General features: G+C 64.4%; 25 protein-coding genes. 16 read left to right on the top strand and 9 right to left on the bottom strand.

The features are described 5' to 3' along the window. Positions 1-2: 2 nt before the first annotated feature. Positions 3-761, top strand: coding sequence for a ribonuclease PH (gene rph, locus QN084_RS02705; RefSeq protein WP_021470969.1), 759 nt, complete (start codon positions 3-5; stop codon positions 759-761). Then, complete coding sequence (rdgB, locus tag QN084_RS02700; protein ID WP_021470968.1) at positions 758-1420, top strand: RdgB/HAM1 family non-canonical purine NTP pyrophosphatase; 663 nt, start codon at positions 758-760, stop codon at positions 1418-1420. The genes rph and rdgB overlap by 4 nt, the downstream gene beginning before the upstream one ends. A gap of 103 nt (positions 1421-1523) precedes the next feature. Here the strand turns inward: rdgB and QN084_RS02695 are convergent, their stop codons facing one another. Then, a complete protein-coding gene (locus tag QN084_RS02695) occupies positions 1524-2288 on the bottom strand; it encodes a DedA family protein (RefSeq protein WP_031216061.1) in 765 nt (254 codons plus the stop codon). A 128-nt stretch (positions 2289-2416) separates the two neighbouring features. On the opposite strand from QN084_RS02695, the gene QN084_RS02690 reads away from it, so the two are divergent. The 5 genes from QN084_RS02690 (at position 2417) to QN084_RS02670 (ending at position 6201) form a co-directional block, all read left to right on the top strand. Then, positions 2417-2818 carry a GntR family transcriptional regulator gene (locus tag QN084_RS02690; RefSeq protein ID WP_031216060.1) on the top strand — a complete coding sequence of 134 codons (402 nt, stop codon included), beginning with the start codon at positions 2417-2419 and terminating at the stop codon, positions 2816-2818. 5 nt (positions 2819-2823) lie between these two features. Continuing rightward, complete coding sequence (locus QN084_RS02685) at positions 2824-3750, top strand: ABC transporter ATP-binding protein (RefSeq protein ID WP_043427314.1); 927 nt, start codon at positions 2824-2826, stop codon at positions 3748-3750. Further along, positions 3747-4433, top strand: a complete 687-nt coding sequence (locus tag QN084_RS02680; protein ID WP_021470964.1) for a hypothetical protein — start codon at positions 3747-3749, stop codon at positions 4431-4433. The genes QN084_RS02685 and QN084_RS02680 overlap by 4 nt, the downstream gene beginning before the upstream one ends. A 108-nt stretch (positions 4434-4541) precedes the next feature. Beyond that, a complete protein-coding gene (locus QN084_RS02675) occupies positions 4542-5555 on the top strand; it encodes a 3'-5' exonuclease (protein WP_069695139.1) in 1014 nt (337 codons plus the stop codon). Between the two features lie 76 nt (positions 5556-5631). Next, positions 5632-6201, top strand: coding sequence for a DUF4395 domain-containing protein (locus QN084_RS02670; RefSeq protein WP_083261887.1), 570 nt, complete (start codon positions 5632-5634; stop codon positions 6199-6201). On the opposite strand, the gene QN084_RS02665 is transcribed toward QN084_RS02670, so the two are convergent. After that, positions 6191-7249, bottom strand: coding sequence for an ADP-ribosylglycohydrolase family protein (locus QN084_RS02665; protein ID WP_069695138.1), 1059 nt, complete (start codon positions 7247-7249; stop codon positions 6191-6193). The two genes, QN084_RS02670 and QN084_RS02665, sit on opposite strands and share 11 nt — an antisense overlap. A gap of 80 nt (positions 7250-7329) precedes the next feature. Between QN084_RS02665 and QN084_RS02660 the strand changes: the two genes are divergently transcribed. The 6 genes from QN084_RS02660 to QN084_RS02635 all read left to right on the top strand — a co-directional run bounded on the left by QN084_RS02660 (position 7330) and on the right by QN084_RS02635 (position 14837). Continuing rightward, a complete protein-coding gene (locus QN084_RS02660) occupies positions 7330-7686 on the top strand; it encodes a YidH family protein (RefSeq protein WP_021470960.1) in 357 nt (118 codons plus the stop codon). 2 nt (positions 7687-7688) lie between these two features. After that, positions 7689-8048, top strand: a complete 360-nt coding sequence (locus tag QN084_RS02655; protein ID WP_021470959.1) for a DUF202 domain-containing protein — start codon at positions 7689-7691, stop codon at positions 8046-8048. Positions 8049-8153: 105 nt separating this feature from the next. Continuing rightward, positions 8154-9059, top strand: coding sequence for an MIP/aquaporin family protein (locus QN084_RS02650; RefSeq protein WP_062097139.1), 906 nt, complete (start codon positions 8154-8156; stop codon positions 9057-9059). Between the two features lie 68 nt (positions 9060-9127). Further along, positions 9128-10300 (top strand): exonuclease SbcCD subunit D, encoded by a 1173-nt coding sequence (locus tag QN084_RS02645; RefSeq protein WP_069695137.1) that lies wholly within the window; start codon positions 9128-9130, stop codon positions 10298-10300. Next, positions 10297-13386 (top strand): AAA family ATPase, encoded by a 3090-nt coding sequence (locus tag QN084_RS02640; protein ID WP_069695136.1) that lies wholly within the window; start codon positions 10297-10299, stop codon positions 13384-13386. The genes QN084_RS02645 and QN084_RS02640 overlap by 4 nt, the downstream gene beginning before the upstream one ends. Before the next feature lie 86 nt (positions 13387-13472). After that, on the top strand, positions 13473-14837 hold the full coding sequence (locus QN084_RS02635; RefSeq protein ID WP_069695135.1) for an MFS transporter: 1365 nt from the start codon (positions 13473-13475) through the stop codon (positions 14835-14837). A 21-nt stretch (positions 14838-14858) separates the two neighbouring features. On the opposite strand, the gene QN084_RS02630 is transcribed toward QN084_RS02635, so the two are convergent. Then, positions 14859-15596: an IclR family transcriptional regulator gene (locus tag QN084_RS02630; RefSeq protein ID WP_062097131.1), complete on the bottom strand. Its 738-nt coding sequence runs from the start codon at positions 15594-15596 to the stop codon at positions 14859-14861. A gap of 124 nt (positions 15597-15720) precedes the next feature. Here QN084_RS02630 and QN084_RS02625 point away from each other — a divergent pair, with 124 nt between their 5' ends. Then, positions 15721-17055, top strand: a complete 1335-nt coding sequence (locus QN084_RS02625; protein ID WP_021470953.1) for an MFS transporter — start codon at positions 15721-15723, stop codon at positions 17053-17055. Between the two features lie 75 nt (positions 17056-17130). Here QN084_RS02625 and QN084_RS02620 read toward each other — a convergent pair whose 3' ends face one another. Further along, the gene (locus QN084_RS02620; RefSeq protein ID WP_062097126.1) at positions 17131-17787 is read right to left on the bottom strand and encodes a phosphoribosyltransferase; all 657 of its coding nucleotides are present in this window, start codon (positions 17785-17787) and stop codon (positions 17131-17133) included. An 88-nt stretch (positions 17788-17875) separates the two neighbouring features. Between QN084_RS02620 and QN084_RS02615 the strand changes: the two genes are divergently transcribed. Beyond that, the gene (locus tag QN084_RS02615; protein WP_062099238.1) at positions 17876-18289 is read left to right on the top strand and encodes a winged helix DNA-binding protein; all 414 of its coding nucleotides are present in this window, start codon (positions 17876-17878) and stop codon (positions 18287-18289) included. Positions 18290-18311: 22 nt separating this feature from the next. On the opposite strand, the gene QN084_RS02610 is transcribed toward QN084_RS02615, so the two are convergent. From QN084_RS02610 to QN084_RS02590, 5 genes are all read right to left on the bottom strand, one after another. Then, positions 18312-19142 (bottom strand): alpha/beta fold hydrolase, encoded by an 831-nt coding sequence (locus QN084_RS02610; protein WP_083261886.1) that lies wholly within the window; start codon positions 19140-19142, stop codon positions 18312-18314. A gap of 1 nt (position 19143) precedes the next feature. Beyond that, the gene (locus QN084_RS02605; protein ID WP_062097124.1) at positions 19144-19473 is read right to left on the bottom strand and encodes a biotin/lipoyl-containing protein; all 330 of its coding nucleotides are present in this window, start codon (positions 19471-19473) and stop codon (positions 19144-19146) included. Beyond that, complete coding sequence (locus tag QN084_RS02600; protein WP_062097123.1) at positions 19466-20521, bottom strand: alpha-ketoacid dehydrogenase subunit beta; 1056 nt, start codon at positions 20519-20521, stop codon at positions 19466-19468. The genes QN084_RS02605 and QN084_RS02600 overlap by 8 nt, the downstream gene beginning before the upstream one ends. Then, positions 20514-21551: a thiamine pyrophosphate-dependent enzyme gene (locus tag QN084_RS02595; RefSeq protein WP_062099236.1), complete on the bottom strand. Its 1038-nt coding sequence runs from the start codon at positions 21549-21551 to the stop codon at positions 20514-20516. The genes QN084_RS02600 and QN084_RS02595 overlap by 8 nt, the downstream gene beginning before the upstream one ends. Before the next feature lie 171 nt (positions 21552-21722). Further along, a complete protein-coding gene (locus QN084_RS02590; protein WP_021470946.1) occupies positions 21723-23120 on the bottom strand; it encodes an amino acid permease in 1398 nt (465 codons plus the stop codon). Positions 23121-23293: 173 nt separating this feature from the next. Between QN084_RS02590 and QN084_RS02585 the strand changes: the two genes are divergently transcribed. After that, positions 23294-23767 (top strand): Lrp/AsnC family transcriptional regulator, encoded by a 474-nt coding sequence (locus QN084_RS02585; RefSeq protein ID WP_021470945.1) that lies wholly within the window; start codon positions 23294-23296, stop codon positions 23765-23767. The last annotated feature ends 59 nt before the right edge of the window (positions 23768-23826 follow it).

Here is a 23826-nt window from a genome sequence, read left to right as displayed (position 1 = left end):
GCATGACTTCAGAAGCAACAGCCGCCCCCGTTATCCGTGCCGATGGCAGGACCCCCGATCAACTCCGCCCCATCAGCATCACCAGGGGATGGTCCAAGCAGGCCGAAGGGTCCGCGCTTATCGAGTTCGGCAACACGCGTGTGCTGTGCACTGCTTCCCTCACGGAAGGCGTCCCGCGGTGGCTCAAAGGCGAAGGCCGCGGTTGGGTCACCGCCGAGTACGCGATGCTGCCCCGGGCTACGAACACCCGGTCCGACCGTGAATCCGTCAAGGGCAAGATCGGCGGCCGCACCCATGAGATCTCCCGCTTGATCGGGCGGTCGTTGCGCTCCATCATCGACACCAAGGCCTTGGGCGAGAACACCATTGTCCTTGACTGCGATGTCCTCCAAGCCGACGGCGGAACCCGCACCGCGGCGATCACCGGCGCCTACGTTGCGCTTGCCGAAGCCATCCGCTTCGCCCGGGAGAACAAGCTCATCTCCCGGCACGCAGAACCCCTGGTGGACACCATTGCAGCTGTTTCCGTGGGGATCATCGACGGCGTTCCAATGTTGGACCTTCCCTACGTGGAGGATGTCCGCGCAGAGACGGACATGAACGTAGTGGTCACCGGCTCCGGTAAGTTTGTGGAAGTCCAAGGCACTGCCGAAGGCGCTCCTTTTGACCGTGATGAACTCAATGCCCTTCTGGACCTTGCCTTGATCGGGACGGGCCAGCTGGCAGCCATCCAGCGCGAAACCCTGGCGGAGGCGCCGTGAGCGGCACCAACCCGCAGGACGGTGGCCCGGTGCTGGTTCTGGCCACGCACAACAAGGGCAAACTGAGGGAGCTCAGGGAACTGCTCCGCGGGCAGGTGCCCGGCGTGGACGTGGACACCCAAGTGGTGGATGCAGCAGCCGTAGGTGCCCCTGACGTTGCCGAGACGGGCGTTACCTTCGCGGAGAACTCACTCCTGAAGGCCCGGGCCGTTGCCGAAGCCACCGGACTGGTTGCCATTGCCGACGATTCCGGCCTTGCCGTGGACGTCCTGGGCGGGGCGCCGGGGATCTTCTCTGCGCGCTGGTCGGGCAAGCACGGTGATGACGCTGCGAACCTGCAATTGCTGCTTGCCCAACTCTCCGACGTTCCCGATGCCTCCAGGGGCGCTGCGTTTGTCTGTGCAGCAGCGTTGGCAGTGCCCGGCCCGGCCGGGATCTCCCGTGAAACGGTTGAGTACGGCCAGCTTGAAGGGACCCTGCTTCGCGAACCCCGCGGCGACGGTGGTTTTGGTTACGATCCCATCCTGCAGCCCAAGGGCATGGACCGCAGTTGCGCAGAGCTGGGCTTCGAGGAGAAGAACGCGATCAGCCACAGGGGACAGGCGTTCCGCGCCCTTCTTCCTGCGATCGTTGAGGCCCTCTCCGAACCCCGCGGTTAGTTTCAGGGCATAGACAAGAAAGGCGCCCCTCGGGGCGCCTTTCTCGTCTGTACTGCTCTTGTCTGTGCTGCTCGCTTCTGTGCCGGCGAGGCCTGGCTGCCGCTTAGTGCTCGCCGTGCTTTTCGGGTTCGTGTTCTTCGATGAATTCTTCTACAGGGTCCGTGCCCTCGGCTTCGGCCTTGCGCTTTGCGATGAAGCCACGGCCTACTTCGATGAAGACCGGAATCACCGAAATCAGGACGATGACGATGAAGATGATGTCAAGGTTGTCACTGACCCACGGCACGCGGTCGCCGAGGAGGTAGCCCAGGAGCGTCACGCCACCGCCCCAGAGGACGGCGCCAATGACGTTGAAAAGGAAGAACTTCCGCTTGTCCATCTGGGCCACGCCGACGATCACGGGGACGAAGGTCCGGATGATGGGGACGAAACGGGCCAGGATCAGCGCTTTGCCGCCATGCTTTTCGAAGAAGGCATGGGCGCTTTCGACGTTTTCCTTCTTGAAGAGGCGGGAGTCCGGCCGGTTGAAGATTGCCGGGCCCGCTTTGGAGCCTATGAGGTAACCGGTCTGGTTGCCGACGATCGCGGCCACGATGATCAGACCGGCCAGTGCCCAGATATTGAACTTGATGGTGTCCGTTGCCACGAGGAGACCCGCCGTGAAGAGCATGGAGTCTCCGGGCAGGAAAAACCCGACCAGCAACCCGGTCTCGGCAAAGACAATGCCGCACACCAGCAGCACAACCCACGGGGCAAGTGCGGGGTCGGCAAGGAAGATCTGGGGGTTCAGCCAGTCCGGCAGGAATGACGCCATGGGTGGCCGTACCGGTCCCGCGCCTCCAAAAGTGGATACGGCAAAGTCGCTCATCGCAGTAAAGATCACCCATTAAGCCTACTGGAACTGCGGTGGGCTGTTTTTCAGGAAGCCCTTGACGTGTGGTCTCTCGCTTGTATGGTTAGTTACATGAGTAATGAACCAAAGATGGTGTGCCGCCGGTGATCGACGACAGCAAGCCGATCTTCCTGCAGATCGCGGAACTCATCGAGAACGGGATCGTGGACGGAACCATGCCGGAGGAGTCGCAAGTGCCCTCCACCAACGAGTTCGCGGCCTTCCATCGCATCAACCCGGCCACAGCCGCCAAAGGAGTGAATGTGCTGGTGGACTCCGGGATTCTTTACAAACGCAGGGGGATCGGGATGTTCGTTGCCACAGGGGCCCGCGCGCAACTCATTGCGCGGCGGACCGAAGAGTTCTTTGAGCAGTACGTCAGGCCGCTGACCGTTGAGGCCCGCAAATTGGGCATTTCGGCCGAGCAGCTGAACCACATGATTGAACGCGGCGCCAGGCTGGCTCCTGATGCCGGAAACGACAAGGAAAGGAGCGCGGCCCTGTGAACGAGATGATCGTCGAGGCCCGTAACCTGAGCAAGCGCTATAAAGACGTCAACGCGTTGGAGGACGTCAACCTAAGCCTGGCCGCCAACCGGATCTACGGTCTCCTGGGCCGCAACGGCGCTGGGAAGACCACGCTGATGTCCATCCTGACGGCCCAGGCCTTCGCCACTTCCGGGGATGCGCTGGTTTTTGGAAAAGCGGCTTATGAGAACGACGCCGTACTTTCACGGATCTGCTTCATCCGCGAGTCGCAGAAGTACCCTGATGATTTCCAACCCCGCCATGCGTTCCGTTCCGCTGCGCTGTTCTACAAGAACTGGGACCAAGGCTTTGCGGAGCTGCTGGCCGAAGAGTTCCAGCTCCCGATGAAGCGCCGGATCAAGAAGCTGTCCCGCGGCCAGCTCTCTGCCGTGGGGGTCATCATAGGCCTGGCATCACGGGCGGAGCTCACGTTCTTTGATGAGCCCTACCTCGGCCTCGATGCTGTTGCGCGCCAGCTGTTCTACGACCGGCTGGTACAGGATTACGCGGAATTTCCCCGCACGATCATCCTCTCCTCGCATCTGATCGACGAGGTGGCAAACCTCTTGGAGCACGTGGTGGTCATTGACCGCGGACGGATCATCATGGATGCCGACGCCGACGACATCCGTGGTTCGGCCGTCACCGTGTCCGGGTCCGCGGACAAAGTGGACGCTTTCCTCGCCGGCCGCCCCGTCCTGCACAGGGAAACCTTGGGATCCCTCGCCTCGGTCACCGTGGACCAGGCGCTGGACAGGCAGGCAAGGGCAGAAGCGGAGGAATTGGGGCTCGAATTGTCCCCGGTTTCGCTGCAGCAACTGGTGGTACGCAAGACCATGGCCCGCACGGGATCAACGGCTTCACAGCCCCAATCCGAATTCTCAGATGGCACGATGGAGGCAACCCGATGAGCCGGACAATGGCAGTTGCACGAATGCAACTGATCAACAGATGGACGTTTATCGGCTGGCCCTTGGTGATCCTCGCCTCCTCGTTCCTGATGTCATTGGCCATCTTTGCCCTGATTCCTGTCGACGAGGCAAAGTACGGCGGCGGGAGCCAGGCGCCACTGTGGTACTTCATGGTCCTTGGAATCCAGAGCATGACGCTGGTGTTCCCCTTCTCCCAGGGCCTCAGCATCAGCCGCAAGGCCTTCTACGCCGGTTCCTTGGGCCTGTTTGCAGTGATCGCCCTGGGCATGTCGGTGCTGTACCTCCTTGGCGGGGCTATCGAGAAGGCAACCAATGGATGGGGGGTCTCCGGATACTTCTTCAACATCCCGTGGATCACTGACGGGCCTTGGTACTCCACCGCCGCGTTCTTCTTCGTCGTGATGATGCTGATGTTCATCGTCGGTTTCTGGTTCGCCACGATCTTCAAGCGCTGGGGGACCGCCGGAGTGCTGATCTCCACCTTGGGGACGGCCATGGTGCTCGTGGGCTTCGTGGCCCTGGCTACCGTCCAACAATGGTGGGGCTCGGTTGGTGCGTGGTTCGCCCAGCAAAGTCCGTTGAGCATCAGCGGGTGGACGGCCCTGCTGTGTGTAGTCCTGGCAGCCGGTTCCTACTCCACGCTTCGGCGTGCAACGCCCTAAGCCTCCATCGCGCGCTTGATGTAGCGTTCGCCACACTCGCAGGCTGGAAGGGCCGCCCCGCCGGGAAATCGGCGAAAGGGCGGCCCTTCCCGCCTGTACCCTTGTCCAGTGGCATTGGACTTTACGGCGATCGACTTTGAAACGGCCAACGGCTTCAGGGGCTCTCCCTGTTCGGTCGGGCTCAGCAAAGTCCGCAACGGAGTGGTGGTGGAAGAAGCCTCCTGGTTGATGCGGCCGCCGGAGAACCATGACCACTTCGAGTACCACAACACGCGGATCCACGGCATCCGCGCCGAAGACGTAGCCGGCATGCCCAGGTTCGGTGAGTTGTTCCCGGAGATCGGCGCCTTCATCGGCGATGACATCCTCGCAGCGCATAACGCAGCATTTGATCTGGGTGTCATCCGCTCCGGCCTGGAAGTCTCCGGGTTGCCCGGACCAGCGTACGAGTACGTCTGCACGGTGATGTTGTCCCGCCGGTGCTACTCGTTGGTTTCCAACTCCCTGCCCTACGCTGCCGAAGAGGCCGGCGTTCCATTGGTCAACCACCACGACGCCACTGAGGATGCCCGCGCGTGCGCCGGAATCCTCATCGACATTGCACGGCGCAACAGTGCCAACAGCATCGCCGAACTCTACCTTTCGTTGGGCCTGGCACTCCCGCGGCAACCGGCCTTTGACCCGGCCTTCGGACTGTCCAAAGCCACTGCGTCCGCGCTCGCGGCACGTTTGGTGGGAACCGGGGTGTCAGGGCCGGGCTCGCCAAACCCGCCGGCCAAGCGTGCGTGGTCGCCCTGGCCCGAGGAAGGTCCCAACCCGCTGCCCAACCCCGGTGCTGAACCAGGCCACCCGTTGTTCGGCCAGACAGTGGTCTTCACCGGCGATTTGGCAATGCCCCGCCCCGAGGCGAAGGCACGTGCCGCGGACCTGGGTGCCAGTCCCGAGAGCAGGGTGACTGCCCGCACTACGGTGTTGGTGGTGGGGGACGGTTTCGTCGCCGGGGACCTTCGTGCCGGCAGGCTCACGGGCAAGGCAAAGCGCGTCCTGGAACTCCACGCCAAAGGGCAGCAGATCGAAGTGGTGTCCGAGGGAGAATTCCTCCAAATGGTGGGCGGCAACTAGGCGGCAGGCCCGGGCGGGCATTCATACTGCGCAACATTGCTTCCGGCCCGGCAACCGGCGCTCGTAGCCTTGGGGCATGACCTCCAAGCTACCCGTTGCCGCACCGGATGCGCCCCGTGCTTTCACGAAGTCCGGGCAGGGCACTGTTCAAAGGCGGCTCTTCGACTTTCCGAATCCGGTGAACGAATACGCGGCCCGTATCACTGCCGGGCTGGTGGTGGTGCTGGCCGTCGTGACCCTGGTGTCCGGATGGGGGTGGGGCCTGGTTGCCTTGGCCGTCGGTTTCTGGCTCCGGGTCCTGTTTGGTCCCCGTGTCTCTCCGCTGGCACTGCTCTCCGTGAAGGTCCTCGCGCCGCGCCTGGGCCGCACCAAGCTGGTGCCGGGTCCGCCCAAGCGCTTCGCCCAAGGCATCGGAGCGGCGTTGACGACTGCCGCTGTCGTGCTTTTCTTCCTCGGCGCGCAACCGGCTGCCTGGGTCCTGCTGGCGTTGCTGATTGTTGCGGCATCGCTGGAAGCCTTTGCGGGATTCTGCCTCGGCTGCGCCATATTCGGCTTCCTCCAGCGCCGGGGCCTCATCCCCGAAGACGTGTGCGAAGCGTGCAATAACATCGCCCTTCGGCCCGCGGCGGACGCAGTCAGCCGGTAGTAACCGCCAACAGGCGCTCCGCCATGCCCCGGATAACGTCGGGGGCTTCGAGGGCGTGCATCCAATCGGCCGGCAGGCAGCGTTCGCCGTAGAAGGCACCCAGGAGGTTGCCGGCAATGGAGCCGGTGGAGTCGCTGTCGCCGCTGTGGTTGACGGCCAGGGCCACTGCCTCGCGGAAGTGCTCTTCCGGATCGCCGCCCGCAGTGGACAGGACCGCATAGAGCCCGACGGCGAGGGCTTCTTCTGCGATCCAGCCCTCGCCAAGGGCGGTGGTCAGTTCTTCCGGGCCGAGGCCGGGGGCTTCCGTGGAAAGACGGAGGGCGTCCTGGAGCCTGTCCACGAGCTCGGGGGCCTTGAGCGGCAGGCCTTCCACATGACCCAGGGCGTTGGCCGCGGCATCACGGAGTTCCTGTCCGGCCACGAGGTTGTGAATCATGAGGCTGAAGGCGGCGGCGCTCAAGCGGGCCGATGGATGGCCGTGGGTCAGGGATGCCGCGTCCATGCTGAGCTTGGCCACGGCTTCCGGAGCAATGTGGGGTACCAGGCCAAACGGCGCCGACCGCATGACTGTCCCGCACCCTTTCGATTCCGGGTTGATGGGCCGGGCCGCAGTTCCCATTTCACCGGTGGCGAGGCCGCTCAGGCAGGCATTGCCCGGAGCGCGGCGTTGGTGCAGGACGTCCTGCAGGTCGATCCAGCGCGGCTGGGGGACCGGCGCCGAAGGGGAGGCAGCTACCTCCTGGGTTGCCAGCCAGCGCAAATAGGCGAGCCACAAGCAGGCGACCTCATCGGCGGCGACTCCGTCATTGGCCCATTCCAAGGCTTCCACGAGGCCGTCGACCGTGTAGAGCGTCATTTGGGTGTCGTCCGAGAAGTGCGTGCCGCCGTCGAGCTGTCCGAAAGTCTTCAGGCCGCCGTCGCCAAAGCGCGCGCGGATTGCTCCTATGGAGTCGAATTCCACTGCATAGCCAAGGGAATCGCCTAAGGCTCCCCCCAGCAGGGTGGCGTGGACACGGGACTCGAACGAAGGGCCGGCTGCAACACTCATGCCAGTAACTTACCGTGCCCCGTGGTGGCGCGTTGGTATGGTGGGGAAGCTGCGCAGCCTGAGGAAACCTGGAGTACAACGTGCGTGAACCGGATTGGCGACGAACAGGCAAGACGCCTGACTACAGGTTTTCGCTCGCCAACGAGCGCACTTTCCTGGCATGGATCCGGACCTCCCTGGCGCTCTTGGCGGGTGCGGTGGCCATCGACCAACTGGCGCCGAACATCGCACCGCAACCCGTTCGCCTGGTCCTTTGCGTGCTGCTCGCGCTCATAGGAGCCGGCCTGGCGGTCCTGTCCTACCGCCGCTGGAGCCAGATGGAAGCTGCGATGCGCAACGACCAAGCGCTCCCGTTCTCACGCGTCCTCTTGTTCATGACCATCGTGGTGGCCGTGGCAGCGTTCGGCTTCGCCGTCTTGATCCTGGTAGTGCGCTGAGCATGGATGCGGAGGCCGCAGATGTTCGGGACCCCGGCCTGCAGCCGGAACGCACGACCCTTGCCTGGCGGCGGACCTTGTTGTCGCTGGTGGTGGTGGATCTCTTCATCTGGCGGAGCTGGCTGACCAGCGAACCGACGTCCGCCCAGCTTGTGCCCGGCCTGCCCGGGCTCGACTACCAAGGTGTGTGCGCCTTGATGGCCGCCGCGGCCACGATCATCCTGGCGTGCGTCGTGTGGATCCGCTCACGCCAACTCCACACGGGAAATGCCGCGGTGCCGGCGTCTTTGCTTGCGGTGTGCACGGTGGCGGTGGTGGGCCTCGGTGGTACTGCGATCGCGGCCATTGCCGTAGGCGGCTAAGCTCGGAGATAGGCCCCGGGACGCCCGTCATGCCCAGCAACTCCCCAGACTACGTTGGCAAGATACTGAGCGTCTCCATCCCCACAGCGTAAGGACCCTTCAGCCATGACCTCTTCCGTGCAAGCTACCGCCGAGCACCCGCCGGGACTGATTGCGCGGCTCGGGGCTGAGGCATTGGGGACAATGTTCCTGGTCCTCGTGGCAGTGGGCGTCAAGATTTTCTCCACCCAGCAAGGCGGACCCGCGACCGCGTTGGCCATCGGCCTGTCGGTGACCGCAGGCATGATCGCTTTCGGTTACGTCTCGGGCGGCCACTTCAATCCCGCGATTACGCTGGGTAACCTCATAGCCGGCCGTATCCGGGCGGTTGCCGCCCTGGCTTACGTTGTGGCCCAGGTTATCGGCGCCGTGGTTGGTGCAGCCCTGGTCTACTTCGTGGTCCTTGCCTCGCCGGTGCTGGCCGACGCCCGGGCTGCTCTGGGCACGGCCGCGGCCGGCTACGGGGAGCACTCCGCTGCCCAGACCCAGCTGGCCGGCGTGCTGCTGGCGGAAGTAATCGGCACTGCCATCCTGGTGGGCGTCTTCCTGGGTGCAACTGCGGGACGCCGCGCGATTGCAGCCCTCGCACCCATCGCTGTCGGGCTGGCCACCGCGGTGTTGCTGCAGTTCGGCGAGATCGTGGGCAATCTGCCGTTCAACCCGGCCCGTGCCACAGGCCAGGCCTTCTTCAGTCCGTCCTGGGCCCTGGAGGGGCTGTGGTTGTTCTGGGTGGGGCCGTTGCTGGGCGCAGCCCTGGCCGGTTTTGTCTTCCGTGGTTTCAGTAACTTTCCGGCGGCCGCTCCGGTAGCCGGTGATGTGCCGGAAGCCGGCAACGACGGCGGAGCTGCCGCAGCCGGTGCCGTTCAGGCCCCCGCCGTCCCGGCTACTGCCGAGGCGCCCGTTGACAGGAGCCGCACGGCAGACACGGCAGATGAAGCCCGCGACTTTTTTGATGGGAAGAAGGGCCAGTAACGCAACGGGAACGACGACGGGGGGCCCACCTGCCCTTTTTTGTCGGTGCCCGCCGTTAGCTTGAAGATATGCGGTTACTCCACACCTCGGATTGGCATCTCGGCCGGTCCTTCCACGGCGTTGGGATGCTCGATGCCCAGCGCAGCTTCATTGACCAACTCGTCTCCTGCGTTGGCTCGGAGGCCGTGGATATCGTCCTGATCGCCGGTGACGTCTATGATCGCGCCTTGCCCGGACTGGACGTCGTGAAGTTGCTTGACGAGGCTCTGGTCCGCATTACGCAGGCCGGTGCGTCGGTGGTCCTCACCAGCGGCAACCATGACTCCGCCATCCGCTTGGGATTTGCCTCGCGGCTCATGGAACAAGGCGGCGTCCATCTCCGGACGCGCATCGAAGACCTCGATGTTCCCGTGCTGCTTCCCGCCGGGACCAGCGAGGGGAGCGGGCACGTCGCCATCTATGGCATTCCCTATCTGGAACCACGGCTGGTGGCCGAACGGTTGGGCGTTGAAACGGCAAGCCATTTTGCCGTGACCAAGGAAGCCACGGACCGGATCCGGCGGGACGTCGAACGTCGCCGAGAATCCGGACCCGTCCACCCGGTGGTCCTCGCCCACACCTTTGCCAGCGGCGGCATCACCTCGGACAGTGAACGGGACCTGAGCATCGGTGGATTGGGCGCCGTTCCGCTGGACCTCTTCGAGGACTTCTCCTACACGGCTTTGGGCCACCTGCATGGCCGCCAGGAACTTGCCCCGAACGTCCGGTACTCGGGTTCCCCTTTGGCATATTCCTTCTCTGAAGCCAAGCACCGCAAGGGAGCCTGGTTGGTTGAGCTGGACAACGCCGGCATGTGTGAGGTTCGCGAGGTGCTGTGGGAAGCGCCGAGGTCCTTGGCGGTCCTGCGGGGCACCCTGAGCGAGCTCCTGGAATCCCGGGATCATGCCTGGGCTGAATCGTCGTTCTGCCAGATCACACTGACCGATGCCCAACGGCCGACCCAGGCCATGGAGCAACTACGTACCCGGTTCCCGGACACCCTTGTACTGACCTTTGACCCGCAGGGCGCTGCTGCACAAGAGGAATCCAACTACAGCAGCCGTCTTGCCGCGGCCGCGGATGATCTTGACGTGTGCTGCGGGTTCCTCGAACACGTTCGCGGCCGTGGACCGGAAGGCACCGAGGAAGCTGCCCTCCGGGAGGCCCTCGAATCTGTCCGGTTGGAGGAGGCGGAACTGTGAGAATCCACCGCTTGGAAATCGAGGCCTTCGGTCCGTTCGCCCAGCCGCAGCACATTGATTTCGACCAACTCGGCGCCCAGGGGCTTTTCCTGCTCAACGGTGCCACGGGGGCAGGCAAAACCAGCGTGTTGGACGCCATCTGTTTTGCCCTCTACGGGTCTGTTCCCGGTGCCCGGCAGGACGGCAAACGGCTGCGCAGCGACCACGCAGCGCCCACAGCCGAGCCCCGGGTGGTCTGTGAGTTCTCCGCCCGCGGCCGCAGGTTCGAAGTCACCCGGTCTCCCGCGTGGGACCGGCCGAGCGCGCGTGGACGCAAGGGCTTCACCACCCAGCAGGCCAAGACGCTCCTCCGGGAACGGGTGGCCGGTGAGTGGGTGGAGAAGTCGTCGCGGAACGACGAAGCCGGCGCCGAGCTTTCAGAGGTCCTGGGAATGGACCGCGAGCAGTTCACCCGGGTTGTCATGCTGCCGCAGGGCGACTTTGCCGCCTTCCTGCGTTCCAAAGCGTCAGACCGCTTGGACCTCCTTCAGAAGCTCTTTGGTACCCACCGCTTTGAGTCGGTCGAGCGGCAGATCCAGCTTCAAGCGGCGGAAGCTGCCCGGGCAGTCGAGGACAATGCCGCTGAGCTGAAGATGTTGCTGGACCGCGTGTCCGCCGAGGCCGCGCACCTGGGGCTGGAAAGCACCGGGCCTGCAGCCACGGGATCCACCGGCACGCCGGGATCCACCGGCACGCCAGGATCCATGGGAACCCCGGGATCAAGCGTTGCGGTGCCTTCGGAAGAGACCGGACTGGCGCCCGAGGGATGGCTCGAGGCAATAGGCGATGCTATTGCCGCGGAGTGTCGTCGACGCAGGGAACAAGCTGACGCAGCCGAGGCCCGCTCGGCCAGGCTGGCAGCCGCGTTGCAGGAAGAGCAGGACAAAGCGCAGCGGCACGCGCGGTTGGCTGCTGCCACGCAGCGCAGGGTGCTCCTCGAACTGGCAGCCCCGCGCGCACTGGAGGACCGGGACAGGCTCAGCCGGCATCGTCGAGCATCAGTCCTTGGCGGACACCTCGACGCCGTTGAGAATACCGCGCGGAAACACCGGGCCGCCGTCGCGGCCATGGAGTCCCTCCGCGAAAAACTCGCCTCTGCAGGATTTTCCGAAGCAACGCTTGCCGAGGACCTGGAAAAGGTGAAGAAGAACGTGGCCGTGCTGGAAGCCCGGCTTCCGGACGAGCGACGCTTGGAAGACCTTGGAGTCCGGATTCAGGAGAAACTCCGGGAACAGGCTGCCGCAGGGCTGGCCGTGGAATCCTTGGCCCGCTCCTTGGAAACCCTCCGCGCCGAAGATGCCGCCCTCCTGGCGGACATGGAGCCGTTGGAGCCCCTCGCGGGCCGGAGGGAGGTTGCTGAGCGTGAAGCGGCAGCCGCGGCGGAGGTAGTGGACCTCGTCGCCCGGTACCAGGCCGCAGCCCGAGACCGGGATGGCTTGGAAGCCCTTCACGCGGACGCGCGAACAAAGACCCAGGATCTCCGCCAAGCATGGCTGGACCTTCGGGAAGAACGGCTCGCCAATGCCGCGGGAGAACTCGCCGCAGCGCTGGCTGACGGTGATCCATGTCCTGTCTGCGGCAGCCAGGACCACCCGCATCCCGCTGAAGCCGCGCGGAGCGCACTCTCCCTTGCCCAGGATGAAGAGACTGCGGCCCTGCACTTTGAAACGAGCGAAAAAGAACTCACAGGCATTGCGGCGAAGCTGACATCTGCCGGGCAATTGCTGGCCGGTTTGGCTGCCCAAGGCGGAGCGGTGGACCCTGCGCTCGCGGAGGAAGCAGCGGCGAACGCAGCGATGGAGCTTGCAAAAGCACGGGATGCGGCCGCCCGCCTTGATTCCCTGCGTTCCCGGCACGCCGGGCTCACGGCGAGGATGGAGAAGCTGCAGGAAGACCACAATGCCGCTGAGGCAACGGCCGGCGAGGCCGCCACTCTGTCGGGTGTTCTTGGGGAACAGCACGCCGAACTCGAAGCGGACTTGTCCGGACTTCGGGCCGGTTTCACCAGCCTGAAAGCGCGCCTCGAAGAGTTGACCGGACAGCATGGGCTGCTGCAGACGGCAGCAGCCGCCGCACGTGAGGTGGACGGGACAGAGCGGGCCGCGAAGGAGGCCTTGGCTGTTTTGGAGAGGGCCTTGCCGGAAGCAGGGTTCAGCACCGCGGATGAAGCCCGCCGGGACGTGCTGTCAGCGTCGGATGTGGTGGGACTGGAGAAGAGTCTTTCGGATTACGACACCGAGGCTGCCCGGCTGGATGAGTTGTTTGCCGCCGAAGACCTTGTCCTCGCTGCCAAGGAAGCCACTATCGGAGAACTGCCGAAGGACCAGGACCAACTCAAGAACTCGACGGCTGAAGCGCTGGCCGCTGCAAAGTCCGCCAAGGATCTTGCCCTTGCGGTCGGTCTGGCGGATCAAGCTGCGCAAACGGTGACCAGTCTGCGCGGACGTTACCTCAATCTCGCCGCGGACGGCAGGGAACCGCGGGAGCGTTACAGGTTACTCAGTGGATTGGCCGATACCCTCCGCGGCGCCGGTGACAATACCTACCGGATGAGCCTCAACAGTTATGTCCTGGCCGCACGCCTGGAGCAGGTTGCCGCTGCGGCTTCGGAACGGCTCGTTGCCATGAGCGATGGCCGCTACACCCTCCGGCACACTGACGCGAAAGCCGCCCGCGGGGCCAGGTCCGGCCTGGGGCTTGAAGTCGTTGACCAGTGGACGGGCCAGCGACGCGACACCTCCACGTTGTCTGGTGGCGAATCGTTCATGGCCTCGTTGTCATTGGCTCTCGGTCTGGCAGATGTGGTCCAACACGAGGCCGGCGGTGTGGACATCGAAACGTTGTTCGTGGACGAAGGCTTTGGAAGCTTGGACGAGCAGGCCCTGGAACAAGTGATGGATGCTCTGGAGGGCCTGCGTGACGGCGGCAGGGTAGTGGGGTTGGTCAGTCACGTTGCCGAGATGAAGCAGCGCATCAGCAGCCAATTGCAGGTGGTGAAGGGCCGAAGTGGCTCCACCGTGCGGGTGGTCGAAGCGATGCCTGTCTGAGGTCCTATCCTATAGAATTGAAAAGTTATACCGGGTCGCGCGCATCGGGAGGAGGGACGATGCGCACACTTAGCGAACCCGGAATAATGAAAGAAACTTCTTTGGCCTCCCAGCCCACGCCTGTCGCGTCGCCCCAAGCCAGCCCACGGCCCAACCCACGTCGGTCCCGGCTCCCCGGGCGTTTCGCCCGTTTGCCCGAACTGGCAGGCGCCGGATTCCTGCCGATCGGCCTCTTTGCCCGCCTCCCGTTGGCAATGCTCACGGTGGGCACCCTGACCCTGGTCACAGCTGTCAGCCACTCCTACGCCATCGGCGGCATGGCAGCCGGGGCGGTCGGCATCGGATCGGCCCTCGGCGCTCCCGTAGTGGGGTCCCTCGCGGACCGCGCAGGCCAGCGCATCGTCCTGCTGACGGCTGCCGTGGTGAATGCACTCGCGGTGGCAGCGGTGATCGCGGCTGCGTATTGGACCCCCTCCTACACTTCGGGCCTTGACGCCCTGGGTGTGCTGGTTGCCGCCTTCATCGCAGGAGCCAGCTCACCGCAAGTGGGGCCCATGGCCCGCGTTCGCTGGATGGCCCTCACCACGCACAACCTGCGGGCGGGGCAGGGCGGCGGCCGGAGCGTAGCGGCCAACCGGGCCGATCTGGATACGGCATTGTCCTACGAAGGGACCGCGGACGAGATCACGTTCGTACTGGGCCCGGCCCTGGTGGGTCTGTTGGCCAGCCTCATCACTCCTTGGCTTCCGCTGGCGCTGGCGGCGCTGTTGACCTGCATCCTGGTCCCTGCGTTCGCTGTCCATCCCAGCCACCTTGCCGTGGTTCCTGCGCCGCGGAACGCTGCCACCGGCGTCGTACGTCCCGAGGACTCCGGAGACCGGAATCGCTGGGCCGCGGCCGTGGTGGCCGTCCCCGTGGTGGCCATGGTTTGCATGGGGACCTTCTTCGGCGCCACCCAAAATGCCCTCAGTGCCTTCTCGGCGGACTACGCCACCGCCGAGCTGGCCGGCCTGCTGTATGCGGTGATGGGCCTCAGTTCCGCGGTGGCGGCGTTGTCCGTTGCTTTCTGGCCGCAGAGGTTTGGTCTGGCGGCCCGCTGGGTGGTGGCAGCCTTTGCCATGTCGGCGTTGTCGCTGCTGCTGGTGGTTCCGGCCGGCATTTGGCCCATGGTGGCTGTCCTGCTGATCCTGGGCATTCCGGTGGGACCGGTGATGGTGACAGTGTTCAGCATCGGCGGCGTGGTGGCTCCCGCCGGACGCATGGCTACTGTCATGACAGCTTTGGCCAGTGGGATCGTCGCCGGTACGGCCCTGGGCGCGTACCTCGCCGGCCAACTGGCTCAGACCCAAGGGGCGGCAGCCGCCTTCACCGTGGCGATGGGTGCGGCCGCCGGCCTGCTCGTCCTCGGACTGGTGACGTGGCTCGTCATGCGCGGACGGCAGCAGGGGTAGCAGGCCACATCAGGGAAAGTCTCAGGCCAGTTGGCTTTCGATCCGTGCGGCGCTTGCTGCCAGCGCCTGGCCTACCCGGTCTGCGTCCTGGTCCATCCGGATGTAAACCACGGCGATGGCTGCGGGCCTGCCCCCGGGGATGTGGATGGGTGCAGCAAGGGACGACACTCCCGCGATGACTTCGTCATGGCTTGCGGCGTAACCCAGTCGCCTGGCTTCCAGCGCTTCAGGACGGTAGGGGACCCCCGGGCCCAGTTGCTGCCAGCGTTCCTCCGTCATGGCGGACTGGATGGCTATCCCGGGTGCTCCCGACGTGATGGGATGCCGGGTGCCGGGATGCTGGGCTACCGCGGGTCCTGAATGTCGTGGTTCCACCGTCAGGAGGGTGACGCATTCCTGGTGGTCCCATACGGCGATGAAGGCCGTCATGTGCAGCGTGTTGGCCAGTTGCGTGAGTTCGGGCAAGGCGGCACCCTGCAGGTTCCGGGAGACTCCCCGCGCCAGGACGGCCAGTCCCGCGCCCGGTTGGACCCTGCCCGATTCGTCACGGACCACCAGCGAGTGGTCTTCCAAGGTGCGCAGGATCCGGTAGGCGATGGAGCGGTGCACGCCCAGCGCCTCGGCCAGTTCGGCAATGCTCAGGGGGCGATCGGCAGCCGCCAGAATCTCCAGTGCGCGGATGCCCCGGGACAGAGTTTGCGACGGCGGGGCCTGGGTGGGTGCCTCCAAAGGGCCTTTGACACCGCTGCTGGAATTCATGGCTCCAATCCTATGTCCACGGGGGGTGTGCTTTTGATCACAGCGTGTAGTACAGTTTCCTAACTGACCGTTCTGTCGGTAAAGAATGTCGCGCCGAACAGACACCCGCACCTTTGGAGTTTCAATGACCGCAACTTCCTCTGTCGATTCCCTGTCCGGGCCCAGCAGCAAGCGCGAAGAGCGCCGGGTACTGGCGGGAACCCTGGTGGGCACCACCATCGAGTGGTACGACTTCTTCATCTTCGCCCAGCTGACGGCGACGCTGTTGTCGCCGTTGTTCCTGACGCCGCTCGAACAGTCAAACCCCGGCGTGGCGCAGATCCTCTCCTTCGCCACCATTGGCATCAGCTTCCTGTTCCGCCCCCTGGGAGCCACCATTGCCGGCCACCTGGGCGACCGCGTTGGCCGCAAGGCAGTCCTGGTGATGACCTTGGTGATGATGGGAGCCGCTACGGCCCTGATCGGTCTCCTGCCGACCTACGAAACCATCGGATTGTGGGCTCCGATCCTTCTGATCACCCTCCGCGTGGTGCAGGGCTTCTCGGCCGGTGGCGAATGGGGCGGTGCGGCGTTGATGGCTGTTGAGCACGCTCCCATCAACAAGCGCGGCCTCTTTGGCGCCTACCCGCAGATCGGTGTGCCGATCGGCATGATCCTGGCAACGGGCCTGCTGTTCTTCCTGCAGTCGGGAATGTCCAAGCAAGACTTCGCGGCGTGGGGCTGGCGTGTACCCTTCCTGCTCTCCGTCGTCCTGATCGTTGTGGGCTACCTGATCCGTCGGGCTGTCGGCGAAAGCCCCGTCTTCAAGGAAATCGCCCAGCGCAAGGCCGAAAGCAAGGCTCCCCTTGGTGAGCTGTTCCGCCACAACACCAAGGAAGTTGTCTTCGCCGCACTGATCTTCATTGCCAACAACGCCGCGGGCTACCTGCTGATCGCCTTCTTCATCTCTTACGCAACCAAGGCACTGAAGATGCCTGCGCCGCAGATCCTGCTCGCAACCACCGTCGCGTCCTTTGGCTGGCTGATTTTCACCATGGTCGGCGGATGGCTTTCGGACAAGATCGGCCGCGTGAAGACATTCCTGTTCGGCTATGCCCTGGTCTTCGTATGGATGATCCCGCTGTTCGCGCTCATCGATTCCAAGGACATCATTCTCTACGGCGTGGCCCTGTTCGTCCTGACCATCGGCCTTGGCCTGTCCTACGGCCCGATGTCAGCCATGTACGCCGAGATGTTCCCTCCGCAGGTGCGCTACTCCGGTATCTCCATCGGTTATGCACTGGGCGCCATCCTCGGCGGAGCCTTCGCTCCCACCATTGCGCAGGCCTTGCTGGACCAGACCAAATGGTCCGGTTCGGTGGGCATCTACATCATGGTGCTGTGCGTCATCTCCGCCGTGGGCGTGATCCTCGCCAAGGAAACCAAGGGACGTCCGCTCGGTTTCAGCACCCACCACTAAAGAACTCACGCGCACGCCCAGCGGCGCACTGCAGAAGGCTTACGGGTCCGGGGTCCAACCCCGGGCCCGTGGGTTTTAAGCCCGTGGGTCTTTAAGCAGGTCCATGACGTCGGCGTCCGTCAATTGATCGAAGTGCTCGTAGAAGGCCCCGACGGCGTGGAACTTGCCCGGTATATGCAAGCAGAAGACCCAATCACAAACACGGCCCAGCGATGTTGAGGCCTCAAGCGAGGCCACTGGAGCGGCGGCGATGACGGTGGTGGCGCCTGCGGCCCGTACACTCTCGACGGCGGCACGCATGGTTGCGCCGGTGGCCAGGCCGTCGTCCACCAGGATGACGGCCTTGCCCTGCAGATCGTGGTCGATCCCCGGGTACTCCTTGGCCCGCCTGCGCAGTTCGGCCCTTTCCGCAGCCTCCACGTCATCCATGGCAGCTGCACTGATGCCGCGGGACAGAAGAAGCTCCCTCAAGGGCTTGTTGAGGATCCGGACTACCTCGCCCCGGCACCACGCGAGTGCGCCGAAAGCGGTTTCGGCCCGGCCCGGGATGCCCAGTTTGCGGACAAGCACGGCACCGACCGGCACGTAGAGAACAGCTGCAGCTGCGGCGGCCAAGGGGACTCCGCCACGCGCCAGTCCAAGGATGATGGTGTCAGGCCGTTCCCTGAACTGGGGAAGGCCCTCGGCCAGGCGTCGCCCGGCTTCCTCCCTGTCCTTGAAACGCATGCCCATCCGACCCCGTTCCTCCTCAATCCGGCGCTGGTTCCAACCCTACAGTTCAAAGCTTGCCCGGTGGTGCCTCCGCTGCAAGCATTGCCTTGTGAGTAAACCGATCGGGTACTGGGTCAAACGCCTGGATGCAGCACTGGAAGCGCAGTTGGACCACACCTTGGCCAGGGTCCGCTTGAGCCGCCGGCAGTGGCAGGCGCTTAACACGCTAGCGGAAGACCCCCTGCTGCCGGCTGAACTCGAAGAAGCCCTGCGGCCCTTGTGGGGCGGGGATGTACGGCTGCGGGAGCGCGAACTGGCGGCCTTGGTGGGGCACGGGATGATCACCATGGTCGATGACCGGCTCACGCTCAGCGGCAAGGGCAGGGAGACCTACCACCAAGCGCTCCGTTTGGTGGAAGAGACGCGCATTGACCTTTCCATGGGCATCGGCCTGGATGAATACGCCATGGCCGTCAGCGTCCTGGAGCGCATGAGCCGCAACGCGGAGCGACTGTCCAGATAGCCGTGCCTATACGGGTAGCCGGTTACACCGCGAGGAACTCGACGGCGGCTTCCTTGAACGCCCGGCTGGTGACCACGTTCGTGTGCGTGCGCCCGGGAACAACCAGGGTCTCCACCATTGCACCGCGTTTGCCCGCGATCTCCGCCAGCACCGGCATGGTGCCCGCGCGTTCGTCCTTCTCTCCTGCCACCAGGAGCAGCGGCATGTGGGGCGCGGCCTCGGCGGGGTCGAAGGGCTCGCCCTTGATGGCCTCGATGAGGGAAAGCATGGCGAAGAGGTTGTTGCTCGGAATGAGTTGCGCCATTTTCAGCAGCCCGGCCGTCGACTCGTCCTGGATCGGAGTGCCGTCGGCAAGGTATCGCTGCGCGGCTGCAAGATCGAAGGCTGCCAGCGGGTCGGCAGCACTGGGTCCGCCCAGCACCACCCGGTGCACCAGGTCCGGCTGCGTGGCGGCGAACTCCCAGGCCAGCCGCGAACCCAGTGAATACCCGATGATGTCCAGGCCGGAGGCCGGGTTGCCGTCCTGCAGGGGCCGCGCACCGGCGTCGTAGACCATCTGCAGGAGGTCGGCACGGATCCTGCTGGGCGTGTAGGAATCAAGGTCCTCGGGGGCGTGGCTCCGGCCATGCCCGGGGAGGTCAACGGTGATAACCCGGCGGCCGGCGCCCTGAAGCGTGGCAATCCAGCCGCTGTCCACCCAGTTCAGCTTGCTGGAGGAGGAAAAGCCGTGGATCAGGAGGACCGGACGCAGTCCGGCGTCATTGGCAGGCTCATGGACTTCCACGAACAATCCGGGATCGGTGCCTTCCACGGTGTGTCTCTGCTGTTCCACGGTGTGCCTGCCGGTCATCATGTCAGTCCTCATCGAGTACGGCGCTCAGGCGGACCCGGCGCTTGGGTGCTTCGTCTTTTGGAACAGTGCCCACGATCCCGGCCGTTTCATCCGGTACCTCGAACACGATCAGCGGTTCGCCGACGTTGATGGTCCCGCCCGGCTCGCCGTGAATACGCACCACTCTACCCGCCTGCGGGCTGGGCAATTCGAGGGAAGACTTCGTCGTTTCGAGCTCCACCAAGGGCTGGTTCCGTTCCACTTGTTGCCCCGGTTCCACCAGCCACTCCAGCACGGTTGCCTCGATGAGACCTTCGCCCAGATCGGGGAGGGGGAAGGAAATTTCAGCCACGGCGGTACTCCAGTACTCGTTGGATCCCATAGAGGATGCGATCGATGTTGGGAATGTATTCGTCCTCCAGGTCTCCGGAGGGGTAGGGCACGTCAAAACCGGTGACGCGTTCCACGGGCGCCTTCAATGTGTCGAAGCACTGCTGCGTGATGAGTTGCGCGACTTCGGCGCCCAGGCCTGAGGTCAGCGGCGCTTCATGGACGACGACGGCGCGACGCGTCTTGGCAACCGAGGCCGCCAACGCCCCGGCGTCGATGGGCTTGAGCCACCGCAGGTCCAGGACTTCGACGTCGATCCCGTCTTCGGCGGCGAGCTCGGCTACCTGCAGGCACCGGGCAACCATGGCGCCCCACGCGACGAGGGTCAGGTGCCTGCCTTCGCGGGCCACCCGCGCCCCGGTGAGGCTGCCGCCGTCGTCGTCAGTTCCCTGTGCCGGGACCGCGGTGGTGACGTCCACCGGGCCTTTTTGCCAGTAGCGCGACTTCGGCTCCATGAAGATGACCGGGTCCGGACGGGAGGCCGCGTATGTGAGGAGGTGGTAGGCCTCATGGGGCGTGGAGGGGGACACCACCTTGAGCCCGGGCACGTGGGCGAACAGCGCCTCAAGGCTTTCCCCATGATGCTCGGGAGCCCGGATCCCGCCGAAGCTGGGAACCCGCAGGGTGATCGGCATGGGCAGCGTTCCGCGGCTGCGGTAGTTCATCCGGCCGATCTGGCAGACGATCTGGTTGATGGCAGGGTAGGCGAAACCGTCGAACTGGACCTCGGGAATCGGGTGGAAACCGGCCATTGCCAACCCCACGGACATGCCGAGGATGCCGGACTCGGCCAGCGGAGTATCAAAGACGCGGTCTTCGCCATGACGGGCTTGCAGTCCGTCGGTGACCCGGAAGACTCCGCCCAGCCGGCCGCAGTCTTCGCCGAAGACAACGGCTTTGGGGTTTTCCGCCAGGATGCGGTCCAGTGCCCGGTTGAGGGCTTGCTGCATGGACAGGTGCTCCACGGTGCTTGCCGCTTCGGGGCTTGTTTCCATCAGCGTCTCAGACATGGTCGGACTCCTTGCGCCAAGCGGCAGCTTGGGATTGAAGGTCGGGGGTGGGCTCCTGGAACACGTAGCTGAACATCTCCGCACCGGGACGCGGCCCCAACGCTTCGATACCGGCCCGGATGGTTTCCTCTTCCCGTTCAGCGCTACGCTGCGCCTCGGTAAAGAAGGGTTCATCGGCCGTGCCGTCAGCCAGCAGGCGCGTGCGGAACCGGACCAGGGGATCCTCCCCGGCGTCGGTGCGTTCCTCGTCCAGGGTGCGGTAGCGGCCGGGATCGTCGGCCGTGGAATGTGGTCCGCGGCGGTAGGTCATGGCTTCGATGAGGACCGGGCCGCTTCCTGCGCGGCAGTGGGCAAGTGCCCACTGCGTGGCATGCAATACGGCCTCGACGTCGTTGCCGTCTACCTGGCGGGACGCCATGCCGTAGCCGGCGGCCCGCGCAGCTACCGAACCTCCGGCTACCTGCCGCTCCGTGGGAACGGAGATGGCCCAGCCGTTGTTCTGCACGAAGAACACCACCGGCACTTTCATGACGGCGGCGAAGTTCATGGCTTCATGGACATCACCTTGCGACGATGCGCCATCTCCGAAGTAGGTAAGCGCAACGCCGCTTTCGCCGGACAGGGTTTGCCCGTGCGCCCAGCCGACCGCGTGCAGCACGGAGCCGGCCACCACGGCCTGGATGGGGGCGAACCGGGATTCCAAGGGGTTGTACATGCCGCCGTGCCACGTGGCCTTGTGGGTGGCCATGTAGTCCACCATGTCCAGGCCCATGGTCCGGGCCACTCCCATTTCGCGGTACGTGGGGAAGACGAAGTCCCGGCTGCGGTCAACGGCATAGGCGCTGCCCACCTGTGCTGCTTCCTGGCCGAGTTGGGGGGCGTAGCCAGGTATGATGCCTTGCCTCTGCCAGGCTATGGCGGCGGTATCAATGTGGCGGACGGCGGCCATGAGTGTGTACAGCTCGCGCAGCTGCTCAGGCGTGGTTGGGCCTGCGTCAGCGTCGGCGGGGAGAACCGAAGTGGATGTCATGGCTGTGACACTAATCACCAGCAGGGCCCATGCGCAATCAGCAACGTCCAAGCCAAACACTTTGTACAAATTGGCAAGAAAAAGAGGCTCCTTGCAATACAAAATGCAAGGAGCCTCTTTGATGTGCTGAGCAAGCGGCTACATGGCCCTGTCGGCTACACCGCCTGTCGGTTACACGGCGCCGTCAGTTTCTTCGGCCCGGGCTTTTCCCGCCTTGGACCGGGCGTTGAGGTAACAACCCAGCGCAATGACCAGGATCAGCGCGGCAGTGCCGAAGAGCTGGCCCGCGCTCTCCGGGTTGGCAAAGCCGACGGCGAAGATAATGCCCAGGAGCACCAGGCCCACGATGGTCAGGACCGGGAAGCCCTTCATGCGCAAAGGCAGCTCAGTTCCCTCACGGTCCGCCCTGCGGCGCAGGATCAGTTGCGAGACGAGGGCAATGCCCCAGACCACCAGGCAGGTGGAACCAACCAGGTTCAGCAACGCAGGCAGGACCAGGTCGGGGAAGAGCAACTCCAGGACGGTGGCAATGAAGCCGAAAGCGACGGAAACTCCGACGGCGGCCACCGGCACCTTGGCCGGGCTAAGCCGGGACAGGAAGCGCGGAGCCTCACCGCGCCTGGACAGCGAGAACACCATGCGGGACGCGCCGTAGAGGTTGGCGTTCAATGCTGAGAGCAGCGCGACGACTGCCACCAGGGTGATGGCTGCACCTGCCCCGGGAATGCCGGCCAGGTCCAGTACTCCGGCGAACGGGGACTTCAGGCCCTCGGACCCCACGGGCAGGATGGCGGCGATGACGAACACGGAGCCGATGTAGAACACCAGGATCCGCCAGACCACCGTGCGGATGGCCTTGCCTACGCTGTGGGCAGGATCTTCGGTTTCTGCTGCAGCCACACTGACGATTTCCGTGCCGCCAAAGGCGAAGATCACCACGAACAATGCCGCCGCAATGCCGCCGATGCCGTTCGGAGCGAAGTCGCCGAATGCTGACAGTCCGGGGGAGGGGGCGCTCGGGAGCAAGCCGAGCAGCAGTGCTGCGCCAATGAGCAGGAAGATCACGATCGCGGCCACCTTGAGGATGGCGAACCAGAATTCGAACTCGCCAAAGTTGCGCACGCCCACAAGGTTGATGCCGGTAAAGACCACCATGAAGATCAGGGCCAATGCCCAGACCGGCACCACCGGCCACACGGAGAACAGCAGCCCCGCGGCGCCAAGCGCTTCGGCTGCGATCACCACTACAAGCTGCAGCCACCAGAGCCAGCCGATGGTGCCGCCGGCGGTCTTGCCGAGGGCTTTCTCCGCATACACCGAGAATGCGCCGCTGTTGGGATTCGCGGCTGCCATCTCGCCCAGGGCCCACATGACCAGGATGATCAGTGTTCCGGCAACAAGGTAGGAGATCAGGACGGCCGGGCCTGCCGCTTGGACGCCCGCTCCCGAGCCAAGGAAGAGGCCTGCGCCGATAGCGCTGCCCAGGCCCATCATGGTGAGCTGGCGGGGCTTGAGTGAATGGCCGAGGCCGGAAGTTGGAGCAGGAGCCGTCATGGACTTCATTGTCATACGTGTCTACCTTCTATGGGTTTCATCAGGTTTGGCGTGCTTTCCTCTTGGGATGGCACGCAGGCGTCGACGACGCGGCAAGAGCCGTGGAATAATTCTCGCAGTTTGTAAGATACATCACTTTTTGCCGTAGCGAAGTGATGGGTAATGATTCCCCGGGGACAGGAACTTTGATGCTGGTCGATGATCTTGATGCAAAAATTGTACGTTTCTTCACTGACTCGCCGCGATCTTCCGTGCTGGAAGCGTCAAGGGTTCTGAAGGTAGCGAGGGCCACCGTGCAGTCCCGGATCGACCGGATGATCGAGAACGGCGTCATTGGTTCCTGGGTGCCGCAGCCCGATCCGGCCAACTTCGGCTTCCCCGTGGTGGCCTTTTGTTCGGTGACCATCACCCAGGAAATCGGCCATGACGCGATCATCGAGAGCCTCAGTGCCATTCCGGAGATCATCGAGGTTCACACCGTGACCGGAAACTCGGACCTCATGGTGCGCATAGCGGCCCGTTCCAACCCGGACATGCAGCGGGTGCTCGATGCCATGATCGCCACCAAGTCAGTGGTCCGCTGCTCCTCGGTTATCGTGCTGAACAGCCACATCCAAGGCCGCACCCTGCCTCTGATGGAGGCTGCCGCGAAAGCTATGTGACGCAAGGCATTTTGAGCCTGGGCCGGCGAGTCGTACCATTAGTTCTAGTCAATCTGACT

It is taken from the genome of Paenarthrobacter sp. R1 (assembly GCF_030264015.1).
In the GTDB taxonomy this organism is placed as follows: domain Bacteria; phylum Actinomycetota; class Actinomycetes; order Actinomycetales; family Micrococcaceae; genus Arthrobacter; species Arthrobacter ureafaciens.
This window is presented reverse-complemented; position numbering and strand designations above follow the sequence as displayed.

Bases quoted from the DNA above. Each gene is read 5' to 3' on its own strand.
- QN084_RS02665 (WP_069695138.1), bottom strand. From the start codon at position 7,249: ATGAGTGTTGCAGCCGGCCCTTCGTTCGAGTCCCGTGTCCACGCCACC.
- QN084_RS02590 (WP_021470946.1), bottom strand. From the start codon at position 23,120: ATGACAATGAAGTCCATGACGGCTCCTGCTCCAACTTCCGGCCTCGGC.
- QN084_RS02595 (WP_062099236.1), bottom strand. From the start codon at position 21,551: ATGACATCCACTTCGGTTCTCCCCGCCGACGCTGACGCAGGCCCAACC.
- QN084_RS02585 (WP_021470945.1), top strand. From the start codon at position 23,294: ATGCTGGTCGATGATCTTGATGCAAAAATTGTACGTTTCTTCACTGAC.
- QN084_RS02695 (WP_031216061.1), bottom strand. From the start codon at position 2,288: ATGAGCGACTTTGCCGTATCCACTTTTGGAGGCGCGGGACCGGTACGG.
- QN084_RS02655 (WP_021470959.1), top strand. From the start codon at position 7,689: ATGGATGCGGAGGCCGCAGATGTTCGGGACCCCGGCCTGCAGCCGGAA.
- QN084_RS02600 (WP_062097123.1), bottom strand. From the start codon at position 20,521: ATGTCTGAGACGCTGATGGAAACAAGCCCCGAAGCGGCAAGCACCGTG.
- QN084_RS02610 (WP_083261886.1), bottom strand. From the start codon at position 19,142: ATGATGACCGGCAGGCACACCGTGGAACAGCAGAGACACACCGTGGAA.
- QN084_RS02680 (WP_021470964.1), top strand. From the start codon at position 3,747: ATGAGCCGGACAATGGCAGTTGCACGAATGCAACTGATCAACAGATGG.
- QN084_RS02630 (WP_062097131.1), bottom strand. From the start codon at position 15,596: ATGAATTCCAGCAGCGGTGTCAAAGGCCCTTTGGAGGCACCCACCCAG.
- rph (WP_021470969.1), top strand. From the start codon at position 3: ATGACTTCAGAAGCAACAGCCGCCCCCGTTATCCGTGCCGATGGCAGG.
- QN084_RS02670 (WP_083261887.1), top strand. From the start codon at position 5,632: ATGACCTCCAAGCTACCCGTTGCCGCACCGGATGCGCCCCGTGCTTTC.
- QN084_RS02620 (WP_062097126.1), bottom strand. From the start codon at position 17,787: ATGGGCATGCGTTTCAAGGACAGGGAGGAAGCCGGGCGACGCCTGGCC.
- QN084_RS02625 (WP_021470953.1), top strand. From the start codon at position 15,721: ATGACCGCAACTTCCTCTGTCGATTCCCTGTCCGGGCCCAGCAGCAAG.
- QN084_RS02645 (WP_069695137.1), top strand. From the start codon at position 9,128: ATGCGGTTACTCCACACCTCGGATTGGCATCTCGGCCGGTCCTTCCAC.
- QN084_RS02650 (WP_062097139.1), top strand. From the start codon at position 8,154: ATGACCTCTTCCGTGCAAGCTACCGCCGAGCACCCGCCGGGACTGATT.
- QN084_RS02635 (WP_069695135.1), top strand. From the start codon at position 13,473: ATGAAAGAAACTTCTTTGGCCTCCCAGCCCACGCCTGTCGCGTCGCCC.
- QN084_RS02685 (WP_043427314.1), top strand. From the start codon at position 2,824: ATGATCGTCGAGGCCCGTAACCTGAGCAAGCGCTATAAAGACGTCAAC.